Origin of the sequence: Paraburkholderia sp. RHO2 (genome assembly GCF_050955445.1) — a bacterium.
Classification (GTDB): Bacteria; Actinomycetota; Actinomycetes; order Mycobacteriales; family Mycobacteriaceae; genus Prescottella; species Prescottella agglutinans_A.
In genome coordinates, this window is record NZ_CP162617.1 from 1,696,797 (window position 1) to 1,718,588 (window position 21,792).

The following is a 21,792-nucleotide window of genomic DNA, read 5'->3' on the forward strand; positions in this document are numbered from 1 at the left end:
ACCGACCGCGGGACGCCGTCAGCGGTGCAGGAACGGAAGTACCTCGGCGAGGAACTCGCTCGGACAGTCCAGCTGCGGGCAATGTCCGCAGCTGGGGATGATCGCGACGCGACGGTCCGCGGTGGTGGCGATCCGCCGGGCCGCCCGGGCGGGCGTGAGCAGGTCGTTCGCGCCCCACAGCAACAGCGTCGGCATCTCGAGGGAGTCGATCATCGCCGGGATCGGCAGCTCCGCGATCTCCCGGATGACGACGCGGCCGATGGCCAGCAGGTCGGCCACTTGTCGCTTGGTGGCGTAGTGCTCCGTGTAGTCGGCGCGCACACGCGCGTCCGCGCGACGGGGATGACGGAGCGCGGCGCCCGCGTACATGGCGCCGATCATCTGTTGGACGTACCGGTCGGGGACGGGGCCGGCGAGCACACGCGCGACCCGGTCCATCCGTACCTGCGTGCCGCGCGTCCACGACCGGGGGATCCGGGAGATGCCCGGCATGTCGGACAGGACGACGTTCGCGACGCGGTCCGGCCGGGCGGACGCCCACGCGAGGGCGGTCACCGCGCCGAGCGAATTGCCGATCACGCTGACCTGTCCGGAGACGTCGTCGGTGAGGGCGCTCAGCGTCTCGACGTACCCGTCGATGAGCGGTTCGCGCCAGGTGCCGGCACTGCGCCCGAATCCGGGCAGGTCCACCACCAGCACCCGGAAGTGCCGGGCGAGCGTCGGTGTCACCTTCTGCCAGGTGCCGCCGTGGTCCGAATAGCCGTGCAGGAGCACGACGGTGCGATCGCCGGACCCGGCGGACAAGACGTGGAGACCCTCGAAACCTTCGGTGCGCACGTCGACGTCCTCTCGTCGGGCGGACGGGTCAGGACCGGAGGCGCCGCGGCTCGTCTGGTGGCCGGACGACGTGCAACCGGGCCCGGCTGTCGGTGGTGGCGAGCCGATCGGGCCAGACCGCGGGGGCTGGGCCGAACGCCTCACGAGCATTGTCGACGACGCCGCGGCCGATCGCGCGGTTTCCGGCGCCGCCGATCACCGCACCGACCCCGGCCGGGAGCAGTTTGCCCAGGATAAGGGCGCTGCGCTTCGCGGCGTACTTCGTGACGAACTTGCGCACGAGGGAACTGTTCATCGCCCGCATGGTCCCGGGCGGGATCCGTCCGGTGACGAGCCGCGCCCAGTTGGTCGCGGTCAGGCCGGTGGCCCGCTCGACGATCTCCATGCCCGATTCGCCCAGCGCGACGGCCAGTACGAGCGCACGGCGCTGCTGATGGTCGTGCGGGGAGATGCCGTGGACGGAGGCGATCGCGAGCGTCAACAGCGCCGACGCCTCGAGGAAGAACGCGGTCTCGGCGCCGACCGCGGCGATCGATGCCGCTGTCCCGACCGCCGGCACCGCGGCGGCGGCACCGACCGCACTGCCGCTGCTCGTCACCGCGGTCAGGAACATCTTTTCCATCCGCTCGACGATCTGTGCGGGTGTGTCGTCGGGGTGGGCCCGTCGTACCCGCTCGACGTACTTGGCGACGGCCGGCGCCTGCAGCCGGCTCGCGTTGTCGAGTACCGAGACGATCGTCGATTCGATCCGTCCCTGCTTCTCGGCCATTCCAGTCCCCATCTCGGTATCCCGCTCCGGCACGCGGGCGGTCGCCCATGTCCGACTATATGGAAACCGGGCCTGCCGCCGCCGAATTCCCAGGCAGGGCGCGATGGACGCCGGCGCCGTGGTGGTCCAGGCGTGTACCGGAGCTTCGGGACGTGCACCGGCGACTGGGTGGTTCAGTCGCGTTGGGTGGTGGCCCAGTGTGACAGCGGCACAACCTCGTCCGGGCGCGGCGGGTGCGGGGGAGTGCCGTTGCCGAAGGGGTGGCCGCCGAGGACCTCCCGGTTGTGCGGCTCGAGCCAGTGCGTTCACCGAGGCCGACGTCCGCCTGTTCACGACGCTCGCCCGCTTCGACGCCGTCTACCACGGGCACTTCAAGTGCAACCGGAGCAAACTGTCGGAGATGCCGGTGTTGTGGAACTACGCGCGGGACCTGTTCCAGACGCCCGGTTTCGGAGACACGATCGACTTCACCCAAATCAAGCAGCACTACTACGTCGTCCACAAGGACGTCAATCCGACGCTGATCGTGCCCAAGGGGCCGGATCTGTCTGGTGTCGCCCACGAGGAACCGCTGGGTCGACAGTCGCTCGGTGAGCCAGTCGAGGCGCTCGAACAATCGGTCGTACGCGGCGTCGTACGCGTCCTGTGAACCCGCAAATCCGCACCGGTAGACCCCGTTGTTGACGTCGCGGAACACCAGGTCCGCGACCTTGTCGATCTCGTCGCGCAGGTCTTCGGGGTACAGGTCCGGCGCGCCGTCGCGGTGGAACTGCTTCCACTCGGTCGACAGGTCCAGCGTGATCTGCGCGAAGTCGTTGGTCACGACCTGACCGGTCGCGATCTCGACGATGGCGGGCACCGTGATCCCCCGCGGATAGCCGGGGAAGCGGGCGAAGTACGCATCCTGTAGTCGCGGGATCTTCAGCACCGGGTCGACGCCGCCGGGATCGAGGTCGAAGGTCCAACTGCGCTCGTCGTGGGTGGGACCGCAGATGCCCATGGACAGAACATCTTCCAACCCGAGGAGGCGCCGCACGATGATCGCGCGGTTGGCCCACGGGCAGGCGCGGGCGACGACCAGGCGGTACCGGCCCGGTTCGACGGGATAGCCGTCGCGCCCATCGGCAGTGATGCGCGTCGGGATGTAGTTCATGTCCCGGGTGAACTCCACCCCCGATTCGACGAAAGTGGCGCCGACATCGGCCGTGCGGGGACCGTCGTCGCTGTCGGTCGTACGTTCCGTGCCGTCGTCACTCATCGTGCATCAGCTCCGTGTGTCGTCCCCTCTCACACGGTACTGGGCGCCACCGCGATCGACACGTACGTTCCGAGTTCCTCGTACCCGAGGCCGGATGCCAGCCGGCGGGACGCGACGTTGTCCCGATGGGCGCGCCACTGCGGGATCAGTCCCGCGTCGAGGGCGTCGTTGGTGGCGAGTCGTGTTGCGGTGGCCCCGAACCCGCGTCGTCGGGCGGCCGGCGCGGTGAGCGCGCCCATGTCCGCGATGATCCCCTGCCACTCGGCGTACCCGGCGGACGCGAGTGGACGGTGGGCGTCGTCGACGACGGTGAACCAGTTCGCCTTGTCGCTCAGCCCGGCCTCGGCGACGTCGTCGGGCGGGCACGCGGTCTGGAGCGCGAGGACGTGCTCGAACTCGTGCGAGACCAGCGGTTCCTCGACGGCGATGCCCTTCCCGAAGTCGGCCGCCCAGGCCAGCTCGACGGGCCCGGAACTGCGGCCGGAGTGGTCCTTCGTGAGGGCGAGCAGGCCGCCGGGCCGGGCGAGTTCCTCGTCGGAGTGGGCCTGCGCGCGGTCCACCGCCCACGCGGGGCCGACCAGGGCGCCGGCGCCGGCGATGGTCACGAAGCGAATCCGGTCGTCCGAGTCGTCGATCCGGACGTGACGGACCCCGGAGTCGTCGAGGGCGCGGTCGGTGAGGCCGAGTTCGCGCGCCCACGCGAGCCGGATGATGTCGATCTGGTGGCCGTCCACGTCGTCAACGGTAGTGCCGCGCCCGGACGGCGTCGCCGACCGCATCCGTTCGTCCGGCATCGACCCGCCCCGCTCGGGGGTACCGTCGAAGCAGCAGGGGCTCGAGGGAGTGGGGCGGTTCATGTCACCCACCACACGGAGCAAGGTGGGAAATCTTCCCTCCGCGCTGACGACGTTCGTGGGACGTCGTCGCGAGGTGACGGCGGCCAAGCGATTGCTTTCCGGATCCCGGTTGGTGACGTTGACCGGCATCGGCGGAGTGGGCAAGACACGGCTCGCGCTGGAGGTCGCGAATGACCTGCGACGCGACTTCCCGGACGGGGTGTGGTTCGTCGAGTTGTCGGAGGTGCACGAGCCGGACCTGCTGCCGGACACGGTGGCCGCGGTGTTCGGGCTGCACGACATGGCGACCAGTTCGCCGATGGACCTGCTGGTCGAGCATCTGACCGGCCGCGATCTCCTGTTGGTGCTCGACAACTGCGAGCACCTGGTGGACGCGGCTGCGAAGCTCGTCGACGAGCTGCTGCGCGAATGCCCGGAACTGCGCGTCCTCGCGACGAGCCGCGAGGCGCTCGGTGTGGGTGGGGAGACACTGCTTCTGGTCCAGCCGCTCCCCGTGCCCGATCCGACGTCGCCGCCCACCCTCGAGGCGCTGCCGCGATACGAGTCGGTGACGCTGTTCGTCGAGCGCGCCCGCGCCGCGGTCCCGGATTTCGTTGTCACCGACGACAACCGGAAGGCGGTCGCCGGGATCTGTCACCGGCTCGACGGACTCCCGCTGCCGATCGAGCTGGCGGCGGCGCGTATGCGGGCGCTGTCGGCGGAGCAGATCCTGCAGCGGCTCGCCGACCGCTTCCGGCTGCTCACCGCGGGCAGCCGCGTGGCTCCGTCCCGTCAGCAGACGCTGCGCCTGAGTGTCGACTGGAGCTACGACCTGTGCAGCCCGGACGAGCGCCGGTTGTGGAGTCGGCTGTCGGTGTTCTCCGGCGGTTTCGAACTGGATGCCGTCGAAGGCACCTGCCCGCACGCGGTCGGTTCGGGTGCCGTGCTGGATCTGGTCGCCTCGCTGGTCGACAAGTCGATCCTGACGGTCGAGGAATCAGGTTCCGTGGTCCGCTACGGGATGCTCGAGACGATGCGCGACTACGGACTCGAGAAGCTCGACGAGGCGGGCGAGCGCACGGAGTGCCGACGTCGGCACCGGGACTGGTACCTCGGTCTGGCCGAGCGCGCCGACGCAGATTGGATCGGTCCCCACCAGGTCGAGTTGATCGCCAGACTCACCCGGGAGACGGCAAACCTGCGCGACGCGCTCGAGTTCTGTGTCAGCGAACCGGGCGAGGGTGCGCGCGGGGTTCGGCTGGCGAACGCGCTGTTTCCGTTCTGGTTCTGTCAGGGCATCTTCGGTGAGGCCCGCCGGTGGTTCGCCCAGGCGTTCGCGGCGTCGGACGAGCAACCGGTGTGGGTGCGCGTGCTGGCGATGTGCGTCGCCAGCCAACTCGCCGGCATGCAGGAGGACTTCGCGGCGGGCGGAGAACTGGTTGCGCAGGCGGACCGTCTCGCAGGAGCGATGGGGGATCCGCTGGCCCGGGCGATGGTCGCCCAGGCCGCGGGGCGGCAGGCGCTGTACCGCGGTGATCTGGGGCGGGCTCTCGCGTATCTGGACAGGTCGCTGACGCCGTTCCGGGAGGCCGGCGACGTACACCGACTGATCTGGGCGCTCCAGGCCGCCGGCCTGGTCTGCGGGATGACCGGCGACGCGGCGCGCGCGCAGGCGTGCCACGAGGAGGTCCTGGCCATTACCCGGGCACACGGCGAGCGGGAGTACCGGGCCCGGGCGATGTACCTGTTGTCCCTCACCTTGTGGAGGGTGGGTAATCGCGAGCGCGCCTCCGAACTGTTCACCGAGGCGTTGCTGCTGACCCGGTCGGTGGGCGACCAGTTCGCGGGAGCCGGATGTCTCGAGTCCCTGGCGTGGGGCGCGGCCGCCGCGCGGCACGGTGAGCGTGCTGCGATCCTGTCCGGCGCGGCGGAGGCCCTCCGCCAGGCCATGGGCCTGCCGCCGGTCCTGATCCCGACCATGCTGGCGTGGCACGAGGAGTGCCGCCGACTGTGCCGCCGGATCCTCGGCGACCGCGGTTTCGAGGCAGCGTTCGCGAAGGGCATGGAACTCGACTTCGTCGAGGCGGTCGACTTCGCGCTGGGCCGCGGGGACGGCGTCGGCCTCTCTCGGGTCGAGATGGAGGCCCCGACCGCACCGATGCGGATCGTGACGGTGCCCGCCGAGCCACCCGCCCTGACCCGTCGTGAACGGCAGGTCGCGGAGCTCGTCGCGGAAGGACTCACCAACCGGGAGATCGCCGAGTCCCTGGTGATCTCGCAGCGGACGGCGGAGGGGCACGTCGAGCGGGTGCTCGCCAAGCTCGGGTTCGGATCGCGCACCCAGATCGCCGCCTGGGTCGTGGCGCATCGCCGCGAGTCGACCTCCTGAACTGCGCAAACGTCCGCGCGAGCGCGGCGGTGTGGCGCGCAACACGTATGCAAAACGGGTAGTTCTACGGTCGCGGGGTCCAGGTGTGACCGGCGACGCTGTGAGCGGCCGTCCCCGACTGCACGAGACGAGGTACCCCGATGCGCCGAGAGCCGCAGTTCCACCCGACGATCGATCCCGACCCGCGGTCCACGGTCGGGCCGTCGTGGCGGGAACTCGACGTCGACGGACAGGCGGTTCCGTACGGGGTGGCCGGACGCGGACGACCGGTGGTGTTCCTGCACGGCTTCGGCCTCACCCACCGCACGTACGCGGGGGCGATCGGGCGGCTCGCCGCGACCGGTGTGCGCGTCTATGCGCCGGCGCTGCCGGGCTTCGGTGGCACCGACGCCCTGTCTGTGGGCAGCCACGGATTCGGTGGCTATGCCGCGTGGACGGGCCGGTTCCTCGACGCGGTCGGCATCGACGAACCCGTCACCGTCGTCGGTCATTCGTTCGGGGGTGGGGTGGCGCTCGCCTCGGCCCACGACCTCGGCGATCGGGTCTCGGACCTGGTGCTCGTCAACTCGGTCGGCGGCGGTGCCTGGGCCCCGGACGGCACCGTCCGCGAGATCCGGCACCGGCCGCTGTGGCGGTGGGGAGCGTCCGCGCTCGTCGACGCGGTCCTCACCGGCACCCCGCCGTCGGCGATCGCCTCCATCGCGGGGGACGGGCTGCGCAACGTGGTCCGGGATCCCGCCGCGCTGTGGCGGATCGGAGAGCTGGCCCGGTCGGCGGACCTGCGTGTCGAGGCCGCCCGGATCGCAGATCGGGGCGTACCGACCGCTCTGCTGTGGAGCCGCGGAGACTCGTTCATTCCGCGCGCCAGCTTCGAGTCGCTGCGCCGGGCGCTGCGCGATCCGCACGTACACCGGGTCGCTGGATGCCACGGGTGGCTGATCGGCAACCCGGACGCGTTCGGACGGGCGATCACCGAGGTTCTCGGCTCGGTGACCGCCCGCGCCGCCTGACCGCTGACTCGGCGTTCGTTCGGTCGGCGCCCACCGCGTGGTTCACCTGCATCGGTGTGACGGGGGTCATATAGTCGTGGCCAACCCGACTCGGTGGAGGTGGCTATGGCGTCGCTGCTCGAGTGTTCGATCGATCGATCGCGTGGCGACCGGATGGTGCGCTGCGCCGACGGTCTGCTGCACTTCTCCGGACTGACGTCGTGCCTCACCGAACTCCTCGACGTCGCGGCGCACCGCTATGCGGGGCGCGAGGCCGTCGTCGACGCCGGCGTCGGTGCGCGGCTGACATACGCGCAGCTGTGGACGTCGGCGTCCCGGGTCGCCGGAGGACTGCTCGACCGGGGCGTCGGGATCGGGGACCGCGTCGCGATCCGGCTGCCGAACGGGGTGCGGTGGGTGCAGGCGTTCCTCGGCGTGCTGCTTGCGGGCGGTGTGCCGGTGCCCGTCCATCCCGGGCACCCGGACGGGACGCTGCGACACATCCTGGCGGACAGCGGCAGCGACCCGGTGCTCGGAGAGGACCTGCCCACCGGGACGCCGTTCATCGACGACGGTGCGGCGCTGGGTGATTCGGCGCTTCTCTTCTACACCGGCGGCACCACGGGAATGCCCAAGGGCGTCGAACTCTGCCACGAGAACGTGCTCTCCACGATCGAGGCCGTGGTCCGGTCGTGGGGCGCCGATGCGGACGGTGTCCGGCACGCGATCGCGCTGCCGCTGAGTTCCGCGGCGGCGTGCGTGCTGCAGTTGCTGCCCACCCTGGTGTCTGGTGGCACCGTCGTGCTCGCGGCCGAGTGCGACGCCGAGGTCCTGCAACGCGCGATCGATGACGAAGGCGTCGAACGACTTTCGGCTCCCGGATGGTTGTGTCGCGACCTGGCGCGCGTGCCGGTCGCCGACTCCGGATCGTTGCGGTCCCTCACGCTCGACGACGAGCTGGTATCGGCGGCGACACTGGAGCGGCTGCGTCGACGGTTTCCGGCCGCCGAGATCGTCTCGGGCTGGGGGATGACCGAGACCGGAGGTGCCGGGATGACTCTCGGGACGGCTCCGGCGTCCGGTCGACTCGAACTGCCGCACGGTGGAATGGAGTTCGCGGTCTCGGGCCCGGAGGTGGACGCGGGTGTGGGAGAACTGTGGTGTCGTGGACCGAGTGTGATGCGCGGGTACTGGGGTGATCCCGAGGGCACGGCCCGCACCACCGCCGGCGGCTGGCTCCACACCGGCGACGTCGTCCGGATCGGCCCGACCGGCGACTTCCGTTTCGTCGGCCGCGCCGCTGACGCGGTGGAGATACCCCGCGGCGTCGTCTACAGCCGCGAGATCGAGGAGACGTTGCTCGACTGTCCCGGTGTGGACGAGGCGGTCGCGGTGGGGGTCATGACGCCACGCGGCCCCGACCTCGGCGTGGTCGTCGTGCCGGAACCCGGCACCGAACTGCGGCTCGACGCGGTCCGTGATTTCCTCGACGCACCGCTCGGGCACCGTCTGCCGCGCCGGCTGTGTGCCAGTGTGGCGGTGTTGCCGCGGGGTGCCACCGGACGAATCGACCGATGGTCGGTCCGTTCGTGGCTGGAGGATTCCTGTTCCACGACGAAGGGAAGTGCCGATGTCGGATGAAGTTCTGCTCGAACGGCGGGACCGCGTGCTGGTGATGACGATCAACCGCCCAGAGGCGCGCAACGCGATCAACGGTGCGGTGAGCCGGGGGCTCGCCGCGGCGGTCGACGAGCTGGACGACGATGCCGAGCTCGCGCTCGCAATCCTCACCGGCGCGGGCGGGAACTTCTGCGCGGGAATGGATCTCAAGGCGTTCGTAGCGGGGGAGAACGTCGTGGTGCCGGGTCGGGGGCTGGGCTTCACGGAGACGCCGCCGCGCAAACCGATCATTGCGGCGGTGGAGGGCTACGCACTCGCCGGGGGCACCGAACTCGTCCTCGCCACCGACCTGGTCGTGGCGTCGCGGAAGGCGAAGTTCGGGATCCCGGAGGTCAAACGCGGACTCGCGGCCGGGGCGGGGGGACTTCTGCGGCTGCCCCGTCGGATCCCCTACCAGAAGGCGATGGAGTACGCCCTGACCGGTGACTCGTTCACCGCGGAGGAGGCCGCGACGTACGGGTTCGTCAACGCCCTCACCGAGCCGGGTGGTGCGCTCGCCGGCGCGCTGGCCCTCGCCGAGCGCATCACGGCCAACGGGCCGCTCGCGGTCACCAAGACCAAGGAGGTGCTCGTCCGGTCGGGGGAATGGTCCGACGACGAGGCGTTCGCGCGTCAGTTCGAGATCATCGGCCCGGTGTTCGCGTCGGAGGACGCACGTGAGGGCGCGACCGCGTTCGCCGAGAAGCGCGCGCCGGTGTGGAAGGGACGCTGAGGACATGACTGCGACACCGTTCGCGGAACTGCACATGCACATCGAGGGCGCGCTCGGGCCGGAGCTGATCTTCGCGCTGGCCGAGCGCAACCGGATGCACCTTCCGTACAGCGGACTCGCCGACCTCGAATCCCGTTACGAGTTCACCGATCTGCAGTCGTTCCTGGACCTGTACTACGCGAACATGGCGGTGCTGCGGACGGCCGAGGACTTCGCCGATCTCACCCGCGACTACCTGCGGCGGGCCGCGGCCGCGGGGGTCCGGCACGCGGAGATCTTCTTCGATCCGCAGGCGCACGTCTCGCGGGGCGTGCCGTTGCAGGTGGTGCTGGACGGCATTCTCGACGCGCTCGCGGCGAGCGAACGCGAGTTCGACGTGAGCAGCGGACTGATCGCGTCGTTCCTGCGGGACGAGCCGGTACACGACGCCGAAGAGGTCCTCGCCGAGATCCTGCGGTTACAGGCGCCGATCATCGGCGTCGGGCTCGACTCGGCCGAGGTGGGATACCCGCCGACGCTGTTCGAGGACGTGTTCACGCGGGCCCGGGCGGAAGGGTTGCACGTCGTCGCGCATGCCGGCGAGGAGGGGCCGCCCGAGTACATCTGGCAGGCGCTCGATCTCCTCGGCGCCGAGCGGATCGACCACGGCGTCCGGTGCCTCGAGGACCCGGCCCTCGTGGACCGTCTGGTGGACGAGGAGATTCCGCTGACGGTGTGCCCGTTGTCGAACGTGCGCCTGCGCGTGGTGGATTCGATGGACCAGCACCCGCTGCGGGAGATGCTGAGAGCCGGGCTGCGGGTGACGATCAATTCCGACGATCCGGCGTACTTCGGCGGGGATCTCGGGGAGAACTTCGCGCAGCTGCGTGATCGGCTCGGTCTCACCGACAGCGAGGTCGATCTGCTCGCGCGCACTTCGATCGAGGCGTCGTTCGCGTCCCCGGCCCGCAAGGCGGAGTTGCTCCGGATGTAGGTAAGTTCGGTCGAATCCCGTCGACGGTGACAGGATTGTCGGTGTGGACGTGGACGCCGTCGCCGATGAGTTGTACCGGCTGGATCCGTCGGACTTCGTGGCCGCTCGCGCCGCGTTCGTGAAGCAGGCGCGCGCGGCAAAGGAGCGTGATATGGCCGCGGCGATCGCGGGTCTGAAGAAGCCGACCACCGTCGGCTGGCTGGTCAACCTCCTCGCGCAGCAATGTCCCGACGACGTGAACGCGGTGCTGAGCTTGGGGGACGCGCTGAACCGGGCGCAGCGCCGTCTCGACGCCGAGACGCTCCGCGAGCTCACCGAGCAACGGCAACGGCTGGTGCGTGCACTCGCGACGCGGGCGGGCGCGCTGGCCGCCGATCGGGGCCGAGCGGTGAACGAGACTGTGCTGCGGCAGGTTTCGCAGACGCTGCACGCGGCGATGGTGGATCCCGTCCTCGCCGGGGCCGTGCGTCAGGGTCGGGCGGTGGCGGCGGTGAGCTACAGCGGGTTCGGTCCGGCGGGTCTCGAGTCCGTCGATGCCGGTGCGGATGGCAGCGAAGCGGCGGCACGTGCCGCCGCCGCGCGGGCCAGGCCGGGGCGACGGGTCCGCGACCGCGAGAAGGTGCTCGAGCGGGCGCGAGCCGAACTGCGCTCCGCGCGTGAGGAAGCCCGGCAGACGCGCACCGCGCTGGATGAGGCCGAGACGGACCTGGCGGCGATTCGCTCCGCCGCGGCCGAGGCGGCCGATCGCCTCGGTGCCCTCCGGCGCGAACTCGGGCACCTGGAGGAGCGCGTCGAATTCCTGGCCCGGTCGGAGGCCAGTGCCGACCGGGCCGTCTCGGCCGCCCGTGACGACGTCGATCGAGCGGACAGGCGGGTCGCCGAGGCCGAGGACGCGGTCTCCGCCCTCGAGTGACCTGGTGACACCGTCGAGATCGCGAGGGGTACCGGCGTGGGCCTATTCCGATATCAATAGTCGTTAGTATGTTGATGTGACGGATCCCGCGGACACCTATGACCTGCTGTGCCTCGACCTGCCGCACGCGGAGGAGATCCGGGCCGGCCTGCCTCCGCTGCCGAGCGTCGAGTCCGCCGCCGGCGCCGCACGGGCACTGGCGGACCCCACCCGCCTGACCATTGCCGTGGCGCTGGCTGCGGGCGACGAACTGTGCGTGTGCGACGTGGGGTGGGTCGTGGGGCAGGCGCAGAACCTGGTCTCCCACCACCTGCGGCAACTGAAGTCCGCCCAGCTGGTGACCTCGCGACGGCAGGGGCGGTTGGTGATGTACTCGCTCACCGCGCGGGGGCGGGGGCTCGTGCAGGCGGTGTTGGGCGAGCCGCTTCCGCTCGAGGGCGATCCTTCCCGGGAGGCTGCGCGTGGCTGACGCGTGCTGTGCGGGGAACGTCGACGCGGCGGAAAGCGAGCCGACGCCGGATGTGCGACTGACGCAGGTGCGCGAGTTGCGGTACGCGGCGGTGGCCGCGGCGGTCCTGGGAATCGGATGGCTGATCGGACGATCGGGTACCGAACCGGCAGGGACGCTGCTCCAACTCGCCGCGGCGGTGGTGGCAGGACGGACGTTCGTGCCGGACGCCGTCCGGAACCTGCGTCACGGCCGGATCGGGGTCGGAACACTGATGACCGTCGCCGCCGTCGGGGCGATCGCGCTCGGCGAGATCCCCGAGGCGGCCATGCTCGGTGTTCTGTTTTCGATCGCCGAGGGGCTCGAGCACTACGCCGTCAACCGGACCCGGCGAGGACTGCGGGCACTGCTGTCCCTCGTCCCGAAGACGGTCACGGTGGTCCGCGAGGGCGCCGAGACCGTCGTTGCCCCCGACGATCTCGTCGTCGGGGACGTCCTGGTGCTGCGGCCGGGCGAGCGCGCCGCGACCGACGGGGTGATCCGCGCCGGCCGCACCACACTGGATCTGTCGGCGATCACCGGAGAGTCGGTTCCCGTCGAGGCGGGTCCCGGCGGCCCGGTACTGGCCGGCTCCGTCAACGGCGGCGGCGCCGTCGAGGTCACCGTCACGGCCGTCGTCTCGGACAGCTCGCTGGCCCGGATCGTGCACATCGTCGAGGAGGCCCAAGAACGGAAGGGGGCCGGTCAGCGCCTCGCCGACCGGGTCGCCCGCCCCCTGGTACCCGCGATCATGGTGCTCGCCGCCGCGGTGGCGGGCGTCGGCGCACTGCTCGGCGACCCCGCACTGTGGGTCGAGCGCGCGCTCGTCGTCCTGGTCGCGGCGTCCCCCTGCGCGCTGGCCATCGCGGTGCCGCTCACCGTCGTCGCGGCGGTGGGCGCCGCGAGTCGGCACGGTGCGCTGGTGAAGGGCGGCGCCGCCGTCGAGGAACTCGGCCGGATCCGGATGATCGCACTCGACAAGACCGGAACCCTGACACGCAACGCGCCGCAGGTGATCGCCGTCGTACCCCGCAACGGAGCCGACCCGGACGACGTGCTCGCGTCCGCGGCCGCGCTGGAGATCCGCAGCGAACACCCCCTGGCGCGGGCGATTCTCGACGCGGTCGGCGATGTCACCGCAGCCGACGACGTCGTGGCGATCCCTGGGCACGGGCTCACCGGCGCCCTCGACGGGCGTGCCTTCCGGCTCGGCAAACCCGGATGGATCGACGCCGGCGACCTCGGTGACGACGTCGACGGTCTCGAACGCGCGGGTGCCACTGTCGTGCTCCTCGAGTGCGAGGGCACCGTGCTCGGCGCGATCGCCGTACGCGACGAGCTGCGCCCGGAAGCCCCCGAGGCCGTCCGGTTGCTCCGTCGGCTCGGCATCGACGTGGCGATGCTCACCGGCGACAACCGGCGCACCGCAGAGGCACTCGCAGCCCAGGCCGGTATCTCGACGGTGCACGCCGGGCTCCTGCCGGAGGACAAGGCGCACCTGTTGCCCGCACTCGCGCGCGGCAGGCGCATTGCGATGGTCGGCGACGGAGTCAACGACGCCCCGGCGCTGGCGTCGGCCGACGTCGGGATCGCGATGGGAGCCGCCGGTACCGATGTCGCGATCGAGACCGCCGATGTCGCGCTGATGGGGGAGGACCTCCGCCACCTGCCGCAGGTCCTCGCGCACGCGCGGCGTGCCCGTCGAATCATGGTGCAGAACATCGGCTTCTCGCTCGCGATCATCGGCGTCCTCATACCGCTGGCGGCCACCGGGGTGCTGGGGCTCGCCACGGTGGTGTTCGTGCACGAGTTCGCCGAGGTCCTCGTCATCGGCAACGCCATCCGCGCGGCCCGCACCGGCGATCTCCCCACGCTGACCATCGTGCCTCCGCGCGAATCCCGCGAGACGGCGAGCCGATCGGTGGCACGCTGAGGAGCGGATCGACCGAACCGATCCGCGGACCGACTCATGGTGCGGTGGTCGAGACCGGTGCGTTCCGATCGCCTCGTGCCCAGAACAGGACCGGGATGAGGAGCAGTGCCAGCGCGCCGCCGCCGAGGGCCAGCGTGGCGTAGTCGGTCGCGGACATCACGACCCCGGAGACCGCACCGCCGCCGGCGCCCGCGAGGGCGATCAGGACGTCGATCGTGCCCTGCGTGCGCGGACGGTTCTCGGGCACGGTGGCGTCGACGACCAGGGCGGTCCCGGAGATCAGCCCGAAGTTCCAGCCGATTCCCAGCAGGGCCAGGGCCACGATGAGCAGCGCGAGCGAATCACCAGGCGCGAGGGCCGCCGTGACACCGGCCAGCAGCAGCGTGACGCCCGCAGCCGCGGCCATCGGCAGCCGTCCGACCCGGTCGACCAGGGCGCCGGTGACCAGGGACGGGAGATACATTGCGCCGACATGGATTCCGATCACCAGCCCCACCTCGCCGAGTCCGTGATGGTGGGCGCGCATGTGCACCGGGGTCATCGTCATGATCGCAACCATCGCGATCTGCGTCAGCACCATCACCGCGGCGCCCACGTACGCCCCCGGCGCCGGCCGGGGCGCGGCACCGGTGGGGGAATCGGTGACCGGCTCACCCGGGTCGATCCGGCGCGCCAGGAGGAACGGATCCGGGCGCAACAGCACGAACAGGGCGGTGCCGGCCGCGAGGTACGCGACGGCGGCGAGCAGGAAGGGCCCGGACAGCGCGGGCAGGCCGAGTCCGGTGGCCAGCTCGCCGAGCGGTTCGACCAGGTTCGGGCCCGCGACCGCGCCGAGCGTCGTGGAGACCATCGCAATGCTGATCGCGGTGCCGCGCTGGGCGGCCGGAGCGAGATCCGTTCCCGCGTAACGGGCCTGCAGGTTGGTGGCCGTGCCCGCGCCGTACACGAACAGTGACACGAACAGCAGCGGCACGCTGTCGATCATCGCGGCGGCAACCACGCCGATGGCGCCGACGCCACCGGCGCCGAACCCGAGACCGAGTCCGACGCGTCGACCGCGTGATTGCGTGATCCGGCCGACCAGGAAGGCCGCCAGCGCCGAGCCCAGCGTGAACAGTGCGGTCGGGGCCCCGGCCAGGCTGTCCGAACCAAGCATCTGCTGGGCCAGCAGCGCGCCCACGGTGATACCGGCGGCGAGGCCGGCGCCGCCGAGGATCTGACTGACGACGACAACGGTCAGGGTGCGCTTCTGGACCCGTCGGCGCTCCGCGTCGTCGAGGGTGGTCACCTCCGCGACCGGGGCATCACTGCGCGACATCGAGATCGACCTCCTTGCTCACGCGCCACTCGACGACGCCCTCGGCGATCGCCTTCGCATCGACGCCGTGATCGCTCAACCACCGGACCGCCTCGCGCGCCAAGCTGCAGATCTCGCCGCGGCAGTACACGACGACCTCCGCGCCGTAGGGGAGCTCCCGATACCGATCCGGGAGTTCGGCCAGCGGGATCGACACCGCGCCGGGGAAGTGGCCGGCGTCGAACTCCTCCCGCGGACGGACGTCGACGACGGTCATCGCGGACGTGACCGCCGACGGATCGATCGACGGGATGGTCCGCCCGCCGTCCGCCTGCTCCATGTACTCGACCAGCGTCTGCCGCAGCTCGGGGTAGCGCCGCAACCCCACGCGCTTGGCCGCGAGGAAGAGTTCGGCGACGTCGTCACCTGCGAGACGGTAGAAGATGGTGGTGCGTTCCCGCCTGGTGACGACCAGTCCCGCCTGCTTCAGCGTCTGCAGGTGACCCGACACGGTCGTCACACCCATCCCGGACATCCGGGCGAGGGCCTCGACCGAGTGTTCGCCCTGGGCGAGCAACTCGACCAACTCCAGTCGGCGGCCGTTCGCCAGGGCCTTCACGACGGTCGCCAGTGATTCGAAGACGGACGCCTTGTCAGCTGATCCGATATTCCCGGGATCCATGGAATAGGAGTCTAACGGTCGTTCTGCGTCCGGACAGCGAAGGCGGCCGGCCCCGGGAGGGGGCCGGCCGCCTTCGTCACTGCGCGGGTGTCGAGATCAGATGCGCTCGTAGATGGTGGCGTTCGCGGTGCCGCCGCCCTCGCACATGGTCTGGAGGCCGTAGCGGCCACCCGTGCGGCGCAGGTGGTTGATCAGCGTCGCGGCCAGGCGCGCTCCGGAGCCGCCGAGCGGGTGACCGAGCGCGATCGCACCGCCGAGCGGGTTGAGCTTGTCCGACGATGCGCCGGTTTCGAGCTGCCACGCCAGCGGCACCGAGCCGAACGCCTCGTTGACCTCGAACGCGTCGATGTCGTCGATCGACAGGCCGGACTTCTTCAGGGCCAACGCGGTCGCCGGGATCGGGCCGGTGAGCATCTTGACCGGGTCGTCGCCGGCGACGACGGCGGTGTGGATGCGCGCGAGCGGCGTCAGGCCCAGCGCCTTCGCCTTCTCGGACGTCATGACCAGCACGGCCGCGGCACCGTCGGAGATCTGCGACGCGCTGCCCGCGGTGATGACGCCGCCCTCGAGGAACGGGGACTTCAGCTGGCTCAGCTTCTCGGTGGTGGAGCCGCGGCGGATGCCCTCGTCGGCGGAGAAGACCGTGCCGTCGGCGAGCGTGACGGGAGCGATCTCGGCGTCGAACGCGCCGGCATCCTGCGCGGCGGCGGCGCGCTCGTGGGAGGCGACCGAGTACTCGTCGAGCTGCGCGCGGGAGATGTTCCACTGCTGCGCGATCAGCTCGGCGCCGACACCCTGATTGAAGCGGCCGTTGAAGCCGGGGGCGTCGAGCTGGGCGGCGTAGCGGTCGCGCGCGGGGCCCGCGGAATCGCCGGTGCCCGGAACGTTCGAGGAGCCCAGCGGCACTGCGGTCATCATCTCGACGCCACCGGCGACGATGACGTCGGCCTGGCCGGAGATGACCGACGCGGCGGCCATCGAGATCGTCTGCTGCGACGATCCGCACTGGCGGTCGACGGTCAGGCCGGGCACCGATTCGGGCCAGCCGGCGCCGAGGACGGCCATGCGTCCGATGTTGCCGGTCTGCATGCCGACGCTGTTGACATTGCCCCAGTAGACGTCGTCGACGACGGCCGGATCGATGCCGGTGCGCTGGGCGATGGAGCGGAGCACGTGGGCGGACAGCTCCACGGCGTGGACGTCGGCGAGCGAGCCCTTCCGCTTGCCGATGGGGGTACGGACGGCCTCGACGATTACTGCGTCGCGCATGGCGCCTCACTCTCTCCTCAGGGAAATGGATTGAGTGTAATCAGTTAACTGAATTGTGTGCACCTCGGTGTGGTTCACCTCACTCAGCGGTGTGCTCCGATGCCGGTCGCCGCCACCTGTCCGGCGAGGGCGAGCACGGCCCGGTCCCGACCGGCCGGCCCGACGATGGACAGTCCCACCGGGACACCGTCGGCGGTCTTCACCGGCACAGTCGCCGTGGGAAGCCCCGCCACGGTCGCCACCGACGTCAGCAACCCGGTGGTACGCAGCACCGCCGCGACGTGGACGCTGCCCGGATCGTCGGTCGTGGAGGGGGCCTGCGATCCCGCCGTCGGCAGCAGCAGAACCCGGGACCCGAGGAAGTCGCGCACGATCTGCCCCGCCGCGCGCACCTCCTCCAGGCACCGCTCGTACGTCGCCACCGACACCGTCGACCCAGCCAGGAAGTTCGCCCGGGCCTCGTCGCCGATCGTGCCGGTCGCCGTCGACACCCAACCGCCGTACTGCTGCCACGCCTCGTATCCCTGCACCGCGACGACCGCGTCGTACCAGTCGGGGAGCGCGCCGACATCGAGGTCCTCCTCGCTCAGTGTCGGCAGGCCGGACCGTTTCCACTTGGCCAGCGCGTCGCGAATCGCCGCCTGGACCTTGTCGTCCGCGACGGCCAGCAACCCCGGGGACACCACTGCCGCACCGAAGTCGGCGTCCGCCGCCGACGGCAGCAGGACGTCTCCGACAGCGGCCAGGCTCGCGGCGTCGGCGCACACCCACCCGACGTTGTCGAGCGTGCGAGAGAGCGGCATCAGGCCCTCGGTCGAGACCGCCCCGTGGGTGGGACCGAAGCCGTACAGCCCCTGGTACGACGCGGGGATCCGTGCCGAACCCGTCGTGTCGGGCCCCAGACCGACCGACACGGTGCCCCGCGCCACCGCGGTCGCCGCTCCCGACGTCGCCCCGCCGGGAATCCGTCCCGCCACCGCCGCATTGGGCGGGGTCCCGTACGCGGCGTTGACGCCGGAGTGGCCGAAGCCGAAGTCGACGGTCTGCGCGATGCCGAGCACCGAGGCGCCGCGGGCGAGGAGCCGGGCGACGCTGTCCGCGGTCGTCGTCTCGATCGGGGCCTGACCCAGCCACACGGGATTTCCGGCGCCGACGGCCTGCCCCTGCACCGCGAACAGATCGGTGACCGCGACGGTCAGCCCGTCGACGCCACCGGAACCGCGCGCGGACAGCAGGGGAGCGCCCTGGACGCGCCAGGTCGCCTTGTCGTCGACGGGGACGGTCCCGCCGGGCAGCGGGGGAACGCCGGGATCGCGCAGGTCGTCGCCGCACCCGGAGATCAGTGCGGCACCGCCGAGCACGGTGCCGAGGGCACCGATCCGCAGGAATGAACGGCGGTCGAGGCGTGGGAGATTCGGTCCGGTCGGCACGCGCTCACAGTAGCCACGTGCCCACCGGACGCAACGTGTTCTGCTCCCGTGTCAGCCGAGAACCTGTCGGAGATAGTCGTTGTCGAACGTCCGCGCCGGGTCGAACTTGTCGCGGACGGTGCAGAAGTCGTCGAACCGCGCGTAGGTGGGGCGCAGGTCAGCGGCGGTGCGGCCGTGCATCTTGCCCCAGTGCGGGCGACCGTCCACCGAGCGCGCGATCGCCTCGACCGCGTCGAAGTAGTCCCGGTGATCGCGGCGGTGGTACTGGTGCACGGCGATGTACGCGCTGTCCCGGCCGTTCGCGGTCGACAACCAGACGTCGTCGGCGGGCGCGAAGCGCACCTCGACCGGGAACGCGATCCGGCAGTCGGAACGGTCGAGCCAGCCCGCGATCTCGCGCAGCGTGTCCTTCACCGCCTCCTGCGGCACCGCGTACTCCATCTCCTTGAACCGCACCCGGCGGGGTGACGCGAACACCTCGTAGCTGCGGTCGGTGAACTCCCGCGCCGAGAGCGCGCGCGCCGAGACCTGGTTGATCTGCGGAATCGTCGCCGGGAACGCGGTCGTGAGCCGGTTGATGCCCTCGAACAGCGTGTTGGAGAGCAGTTCGTCGTCGATGTAGCCGCGCACACGCCCCACCGGTTGCAGCGGCGTGTGCCCGGGAAGTCGGGTGTTCCGCTTCGTCAGAACACGATTGGTGTGCGGGAACCAGTAGAACTCGAAGTGGTCGACGGTCGCGAGATCGTGTTCGAGACCCTCGAGGGTCTCGTCGAGCGCGGCCGGGCCCTCGACCGCCCGCATCGCGTACCTGGGCTGGACCGCGAGGTCGAGCTTGGTGATGATGCCGATCGAGCCCAGGCTGATCTTCGCGGCCTGGTAGAGGTCGGGGTTCTCGGTGTCGGAACAGTCCACGACCGAGCCGTCCGCGAGGACGATCTGCAGCCCGCGGATCAGCGTCGCGAGCCCACCGAATCGTGCTCCGGTGCCGTGGGTTCCCGTCGAGAGCGCGCCGGCGATCGACTGCACGTCGATGTCGCCGAGGTTGATCATCGCGAGTCCGCGGTTCCAGAGTTGCTCGTTGAGGCTCCGCAGGCGGGTGCCCGCCCAGGCGGTCGCGATCGGTCCGTCCGGGGTGGTGCGGACCGACTCGATCCCCGCGATGTTGTCCAGGCTGACCAGAATGCCGTCGGTGACCGCGACTCCGGTGAACGAGTGGCCCGCCCCCACCGCCTTGACGCGCAATCCTCGTTCGGTCGCGCTCGCGACGAGCGCGCTCAGTTCGGCCACCGATCTCGGAGTTTCGAATCGGTGCGGTGTCGACGAGTGGGTCCCCGCCCAGTTGCGCCACGTGTCCTGTGCCATTCCGGCAACTATTCACCTGGACGAGCGTCCAGGCAAATGAAACACGAAAATTCGGCTCCGGGTTTTACGATCGGGGGATGTTGAATCGGCTCCCTGCGGAAGAACGCCGCGCCCAGCTCATCGAAGCGGCGCTGAACATCGCCGAACGCGGCGGGATCGCCTCGGTGACGATCCGCGCCGTCGCGGAAGAGGCGGGCGTGTCGCTCGGCGTCGTGCACTACTGCTTCGAGAGCAAGGAAGCCCTGGTTGCGGCCATGGCGGAGAGCCTGGTTCTGCAGCTCAGCGCCGGTATGCGCGAGGCGTTCGCCGCGGTGTGGGATTCCCAGGAGCTGCACGGTCTGCGCGACCTGCGCGAGGTCCTGCACACGGGTCTGACCGGGATGTGGCCGCTGGTCGAGGCCACCGCCGATCGCCAGTTGCTCACGTACGAGATCACCGCCTACGCGCTGCGTCACCGCGCGGCCGGCGCGCCTCTCGCCGGGAGCGTCGCGGACGAGCAGTACCGGATCATGGACGTCGAGGCCACCGTCTTCCTGCAAGAGAGCGCCCGCCGGACCGGCTGCACATGGACCGAACCGGTCGAGGCGATCGCCCGCTTCGCGCTGGCGGTCATCGACGGGATCGTGCTGCGCTGGCTCGTCGACCGTGACAGCGACGCGATCCTCACCGAACTCGACGATCTCGTGCGCATCGTCGCCAGCAAGGCGGTCGAGGCGGAGTCAGACCTGGACAATCGTTCAGGAGAGTGATCGACTGGTCCGGACGCCGGCCTCCTCGGACTGACGAACGGAACTGATGTGACTGCCACGATCGACCGACTGACTGCCGCCACCGCTCATCTCGATCCACCATTGGCGGCACTGGATCTCCCGACGCTGCACACGAATGCAGCCGACCTCGTCCGGCGGGCGGAGGGTACGCCGGTACGGGTCGCCAGCAAGTCGGTGCGCTGCCGCGCGGTCCTCGAGATCGCGCTCGGATCCGGCCTGACCTCGTCGGGCGGCTTCCGCGGCATCATGTCGTACTCGCTGCGGGAGGCGATCTGGCTCGCCCGGCAGGGCGCCGAGGACATCCTGATGGGCTATCCCACCGTCGACCGCGGCGCGCTCGCCGAACTCGGTGGCGACGCCACGCTGCTCGACAGGATCACCCTCATGGTCGACGACGTCGCGCAACTCGACGTCGTGCGCGCCGCAGTGGGATCCGACAAGGTCCGGCCGCGGATCTGCCTCGACGTCGACGCGTCGCTGCGGATCGGTCCGGCGCATCTCGGGGTCCGGCGGTCACCGCTGCGTGAGCCCGCCGCGGTGGCCCGGCTCGCCCGGCTGGCGACCGACCGCGGATTCGCCGTCGTCGGCGTGATGTTCTACGAGGCCCAGATCGCCGGCCTGCCCGACACCAGCTTCGCGGTGCGGATGGTCAAGAAGGCATCGGCGGCCGAGTTGTCCACGCGCCGAACGGCGGTCGTCGACTCCGTCACCGACGAGGTCGGCAAGCTGGAGATCGTCAACAGCGGAGGGACCGGCTCTCTCGAGGTGAGCTCCGCCGACCGGACCGTCACCGAGGTCACGGCGGGCTCGGGGCTGTACGTGCCGACGCTGTTCGACCGCTACCACTCGTTCACGCCGCGTCCGGCGATGTTCTTCGCACTGCCCGCCGTCCGCAAGCCGACCTCGAAGGTGACGACCCTGTTCGGCGGCGGCTACATCGCCTCCGGACCGGCGGGCAACACCCGCGTTCCGGTGCCGGTGTGGCCGCGCGGACTGAAGCTGCTGCGCAACGAGGGTGCGGGGGAGGTCCAGACGCCGGTCACGGGTGCCGCGGCCGCGGCACTCGCGGTGGGGGACCGGGTCTGGTTCCGGCACGCGAAGGCCGGCGAGTTGTGCGAGCGCTTCACCGAGGTGCACCTGGTGGACGGCGACGGAAAGGCCACTGCGGTACCGACCTATCGCGGTGAGGGCGGCTGTTTCGGGTGA

General features: G+C 70.7%; 19 protein-coding genes. 11 read left to right on the plus strand and 8 right to left on the minus strand.

Going from position 1 to position 21,792, the window contains the following annotated elements; translation table 11 throughout:
- Nucleotides 1-18 precede the first annotated feature (18 nt).
- Nucleotides 19-837, minus strand: coding sequence for an alpha/beta fold hydrolase (locus ABTV10_RS07900; RefSeq protein WP_499033763.1), 819 nt, complete (start codon nucleotides 835-837; stop codon nucleotides 19-21).
- Between the two features lie 28 nt (nucleotides 838-865).
- A complete protein-coding gene (locus ABTV10_RS07905) occupies nucleotides 866-1,618 on the minus strand; it encodes a hypothetical protein (RefSeq protein ID WP_499033765.1) in 753 nt (250 codons plus the stop codon).
- A gap of 91 nt (nucleotides 1,619-1,709) precedes the next feature.
- Between ABTV10_RS07905 and ABTV10_RS07910 the strand changes: the two genes are divergently transcribed.
- The gene (locus ABTV10_RS07910) at nucleotides 1,710-2,255 is read left to right on the plus strand and encodes a glutathione S-transferase C-terminal domain-containing protein (RefSeq protein WP_499033766.1); all 546 of its coding nucleotides are present in this window, start codon (nucleotides 1,710-1,712) and stop codon (nucleotides 2,253-2,255) included.
- Nucleotides 2,256-2,893: 638 nt separating this feature from the next.
- Here ABTV10_RS07910 and ABTV10_RS07915 read toward each other — a convergent pair.
- Nucleotides 2,894-3,721: a GNAT family N-acetyltransferase gene (locus ABTV10_RS07915; protein ID WP_499033767.1), complete on the minus strand. Its 828-nt coding sequence runs from the start codon at nucleotides 3,719-3,721 to the stop codon at nucleotides 2,894-2,896.
- Between ABTV10_RS07915 and ABTV10_RS07920 the strand changes: the two genes are divergently transcribed.
- The 8 genes from ABTV10_RS07920 (at nucleotide 3,720) to ABTV10_RS07955 (ending at nucleotide 13,776) form a co-directional block, all read left to right on the plus strand.
- A complete protein-coding gene (locus ABTV10_RS07920; RefSeq protein WP_499033769.1) occupies nucleotides 3,720-6,089 on the plus strand; it encodes an ATP-binding protein in 2,370 nt (789 codons plus the stop codon). The two genes, ABTV10_RS07915 and ABTV10_RS07920, sit on opposite strands and share 2 nt — an antisense overlap.
- 140 nt (nucleotides 6,090-6,229) lie before the next feature.
- Nucleotides 6,230-7,099, plus strand: coding sequence for an alpha/beta fold hydrolase (locus ABTV10_RS07925; protein WP_499033771.1), 870 nt, complete (start codon nucleotides 6,230-6,232; stop codon nucleotides 7,097-7,099).
- A gap of 105 nt (nucleotides 7,100-7,204) precedes the next feature.
- The gene (locus ABTV10_RS07930) at nucleotides 7,205-8,719 is read left to right on the plus strand and encodes a class I adenylate-forming enzyme family protein (protein ID WP_499033772.1); all 1,515 of its coding nucleotides are present in this window, start codon (nucleotides 7,205-7,207) and stop codon (nucleotides 8,717-8,719) included.
- Nucleotides 8,709-9,470, plus strand: coding sequence for a crotonase/enoyl-CoA hydratase family protein (locus tag ABTV10_RS07935; RefSeq protein ID WP_499033776.1), 762 nt, complete (start codon nucleotides 8,709-8,711; stop codon nucleotides 9,468-9,470). The genes ABTV10_RS07930 and ABTV10_RS07935 overlap by 11 nt, the downstream gene beginning before the upstream one ends.
- 4 nt (nucleotides 9,471-9,474) lie before the next feature.
- On the plus strand, nucleotides 9,475-10,443 hold the full coding sequence (locus ABTV10_RS07940) for an adenosine deaminase (protein ID WP_499033777.1): 969 nt from the start codon (nucleotides 9,475-9,477) through the stop codon (nucleotides 10,441-10,443).
- Between the two features lie 43 nt (nucleotides 10,444-10,486).
- On the plus strand, nucleotides 10,487-11,356 hold the full coding sequence (locus ABTV10_RS07945; protein ID WP_499033778.1) for a hypothetical protein: 870 nt from the start codon (nucleotides 10,487-10,489) through the stop codon (nucleotides 11,354-11,356).
- Between the two features lie 76 nt (nucleotides 11,357-11,432).
- Nucleotides 11,433-11,825, plus strand: coding sequence for an ArsR/SmtB family transcription factor (locus ABTV10_RS07950; RefSeq protein WP_499033780.1), 393 nt, complete (start codon nucleotides 11,433-11,435; stop codon nucleotides 11,823-11,825).
- Complete coding sequence (locus ABTV10_RS07955) at nucleotides 11,818-13,776, plus strand: heavy metal translocating P-type ATPase (protein ID WP_499033783.1); 1,959 nt, start codon at nucleotides 11,818-11,820, stop codon at nucleotides 13,774-13,776. The genes ABTV10_RS07950 and ABTV10_RS07955 overlap by 8 nt, the downstream gene beginning before the upstream one ends.
- Nucleotides 13,777-13,810: 34 nt before the next feature.
- Here the strand turns inward: ABTV10_RS07955 and ABTV10_RS07960 are convergent, their stop codons facing one another.
- The 5 genes from ABTV10_RS07960 to ABTV10_RS07980 form a co-directional block, all read right to left on the minus strand.
- Nucleotides 13,811-15,094 carry an MFS transporter gene (locus tag ABTV10_RS07960; RefSeq protein ID WP_499033786.1) on the minus strand — a complete coding sequence of 428 codons (1,284 nt, stop codon included), beginning with the start codon at nucleotides 15,092-15,094 and terminating at the stop codon, nucleotides 13,811-13,813.
- On the minus strand, nucleotides 15,081-15,755 hold the full coding sequence (locus ABTV10_RS07965) for an ArsR/SmtB family transcription factor (protein ID WP_499033788.1): 675 nt from the start codon (nucleotides 15,753-15,755) through the stop codon (nucleotides 15,081-15,083). The genes ABTV10_RS07960 and ABTV10_RS07965 overlap by 14 nt, the downstream gene beginning before the upstream one ends.
- 96 nt (nucleotides 15,756-15,851) lie before the next feature.
- Entirely contained in the window at nucleotides 15,852-17,024 is a 1,173-nt protein-coding gene (locus ABTV10_RS07970) for a thiolase family protein (protein WP_433611406.1), read from the minus strand.
- An 83-nt stretch (nucleotides 17,025-17,107) separates the two neighbouring features.
- On the minus strand, nucleotides 17,108-18,454 hold the full coding sequence (locus ABTV10_RS07975) for an amidase family protein (protein WP_499033790.1): 1,347 nt from the start codon (nucleotides 18,452-18,454) through the stop codon (nucleotides 17,108-17,110).
- A gap of 51 nt (nucleotides 18,455-18,505) precedes the next feature.
- Nucleotides 18,506-19,816, minus strand: a complete 1,311-nt coding sequence (locus ABTV10_RS07980) for a D-arabinono-1,4-lactone oxidase (protein WP_499033793.1) — start codon at nucleotides 19,814-19,816, stop codon at nucleotides 18,506-18,508.
- A gap of 77 nt (nucleotides 19,817-19,893) precedes the next feature.
- Between ABTV10_RS07980 and ABTV10_RS07985 the strand changes: the two genes are divergently transcribed.
- Both ABTV10_RS07985 and ABTV10_RS07990 read left to right on the plus strand, forming a co-directional pair.
- Entirely contained in the window at nucleotides 19,894-20,565 is a 672-nt protein-coding gene (locus ABTV10_RS07985) for a TetR/AcrR family transcriptional regulator (RefSeq protein ID WP_433611412.1), read from the plus strand.
- Nucleotides 20,566-20,613: 48 nt separating this feature from the next.
- The gene (locus ABTV10_RS07990) at nucleotides 20,614-21,792 is read left to right on the plus strand and encodes an amino acid deaminase/aldolase (protein ID WP_499033797.1); all 1,179 of its coding nucleotides are present in this window, start codon (nucleotides 20,614-20,616) and stop codon (nucleotides 21,790-21,792) included.

Coding starts and splice junctions, on each gene's coding strand:
- ABTV10_RS07965 (WP_499033788.1), bottom strand. CDS start 15,755: ATGGATCCCGGGAATATCGGATCAGCTGACAAGGCGTCCGTCTTCGAA.
- ABTV10_RS07920 (WP_499033769.1), top strand. CDS start 3,720: ATGTCACCCACCACACGGAGCAAGGTGGGAAATCTTCCCTCCGCGCTG.
- ABTV10_RS07980 (WP_499033793.1), bottom strand. CDS start 19,816: ATGGCACAGGACACGTGGCGCAACTGGGCGGGGACCCACTCGTCGACA.
- ABTV10_RS07910 (WP_499033766.1), top strand. CDS start 1,710: ATGGACGCCGGCGCCGTGGTGGTCCAGGCGTGTACCGGAGCTTCGGGA.
- ABTV10_RS07930 (WP_499033772.1), top strand. CDS start 7,205: ATGGCGTCGCTGCTCGAGTGTTCGATCGATCGATCGCGTGGCGACCGG.
- ABTV10_RS07960 (WP_499033786.1), bottom strand. CDS start 15,094: ATGTCGCGCAGTGATGCCCCGGTCGCGGAGGTGACCACCCTCGACGAC.
- ABTV10_RS07925 (WP_499033771.1), top strand. CDS start 6,230: ATGCGCCGAGAGCCGCAGTTCCACCCGACGATCGATCCCGACCCGCGG.
- ABTV10_RS07935 (WP_499033776.1), top strand. CDS start 8,709: ATGTCGGATGAAGTTCTGCTCGAACGGCGGGACCGCGTGCTGGTGATG.
- ABTV10_RS07985 (WP_433611412.1), top strand. CDS start 19,894: ATGTTGAATCGGCTCCCTGCGGAAGAACGCCGCGCCCAGCTCATCGAA.
- ABTV10_RS07905 (WP_499033765.1), bottom strand. CDS start 1,618: ATGGGGACTGGAATGGCCGAGAAGCAGGGACGGATCGAATCGACGATC.
- ABTV10_RS07970 (WP_433611406.1), bottom strand. CDS start 17,024: ATGCGCGACGCAGTAATCGTCGAGGCCGTCCGTACCCCCATCGGCAAG.
- ABTV10_RS07940 (WP_499033777.1), top strand. CDS start 9,475: ATGACTGCGACACCGTTCGCGGAACTGCACATGCACATCGAGGGCGCG.
- ABTV10_RS07915 (WP_499033767.1), bottom strand. CDS start 3,721: ATGAACCGCCCCACTCCCTCGAGCCCCTGCTGCTTCGACGGTACCCCC.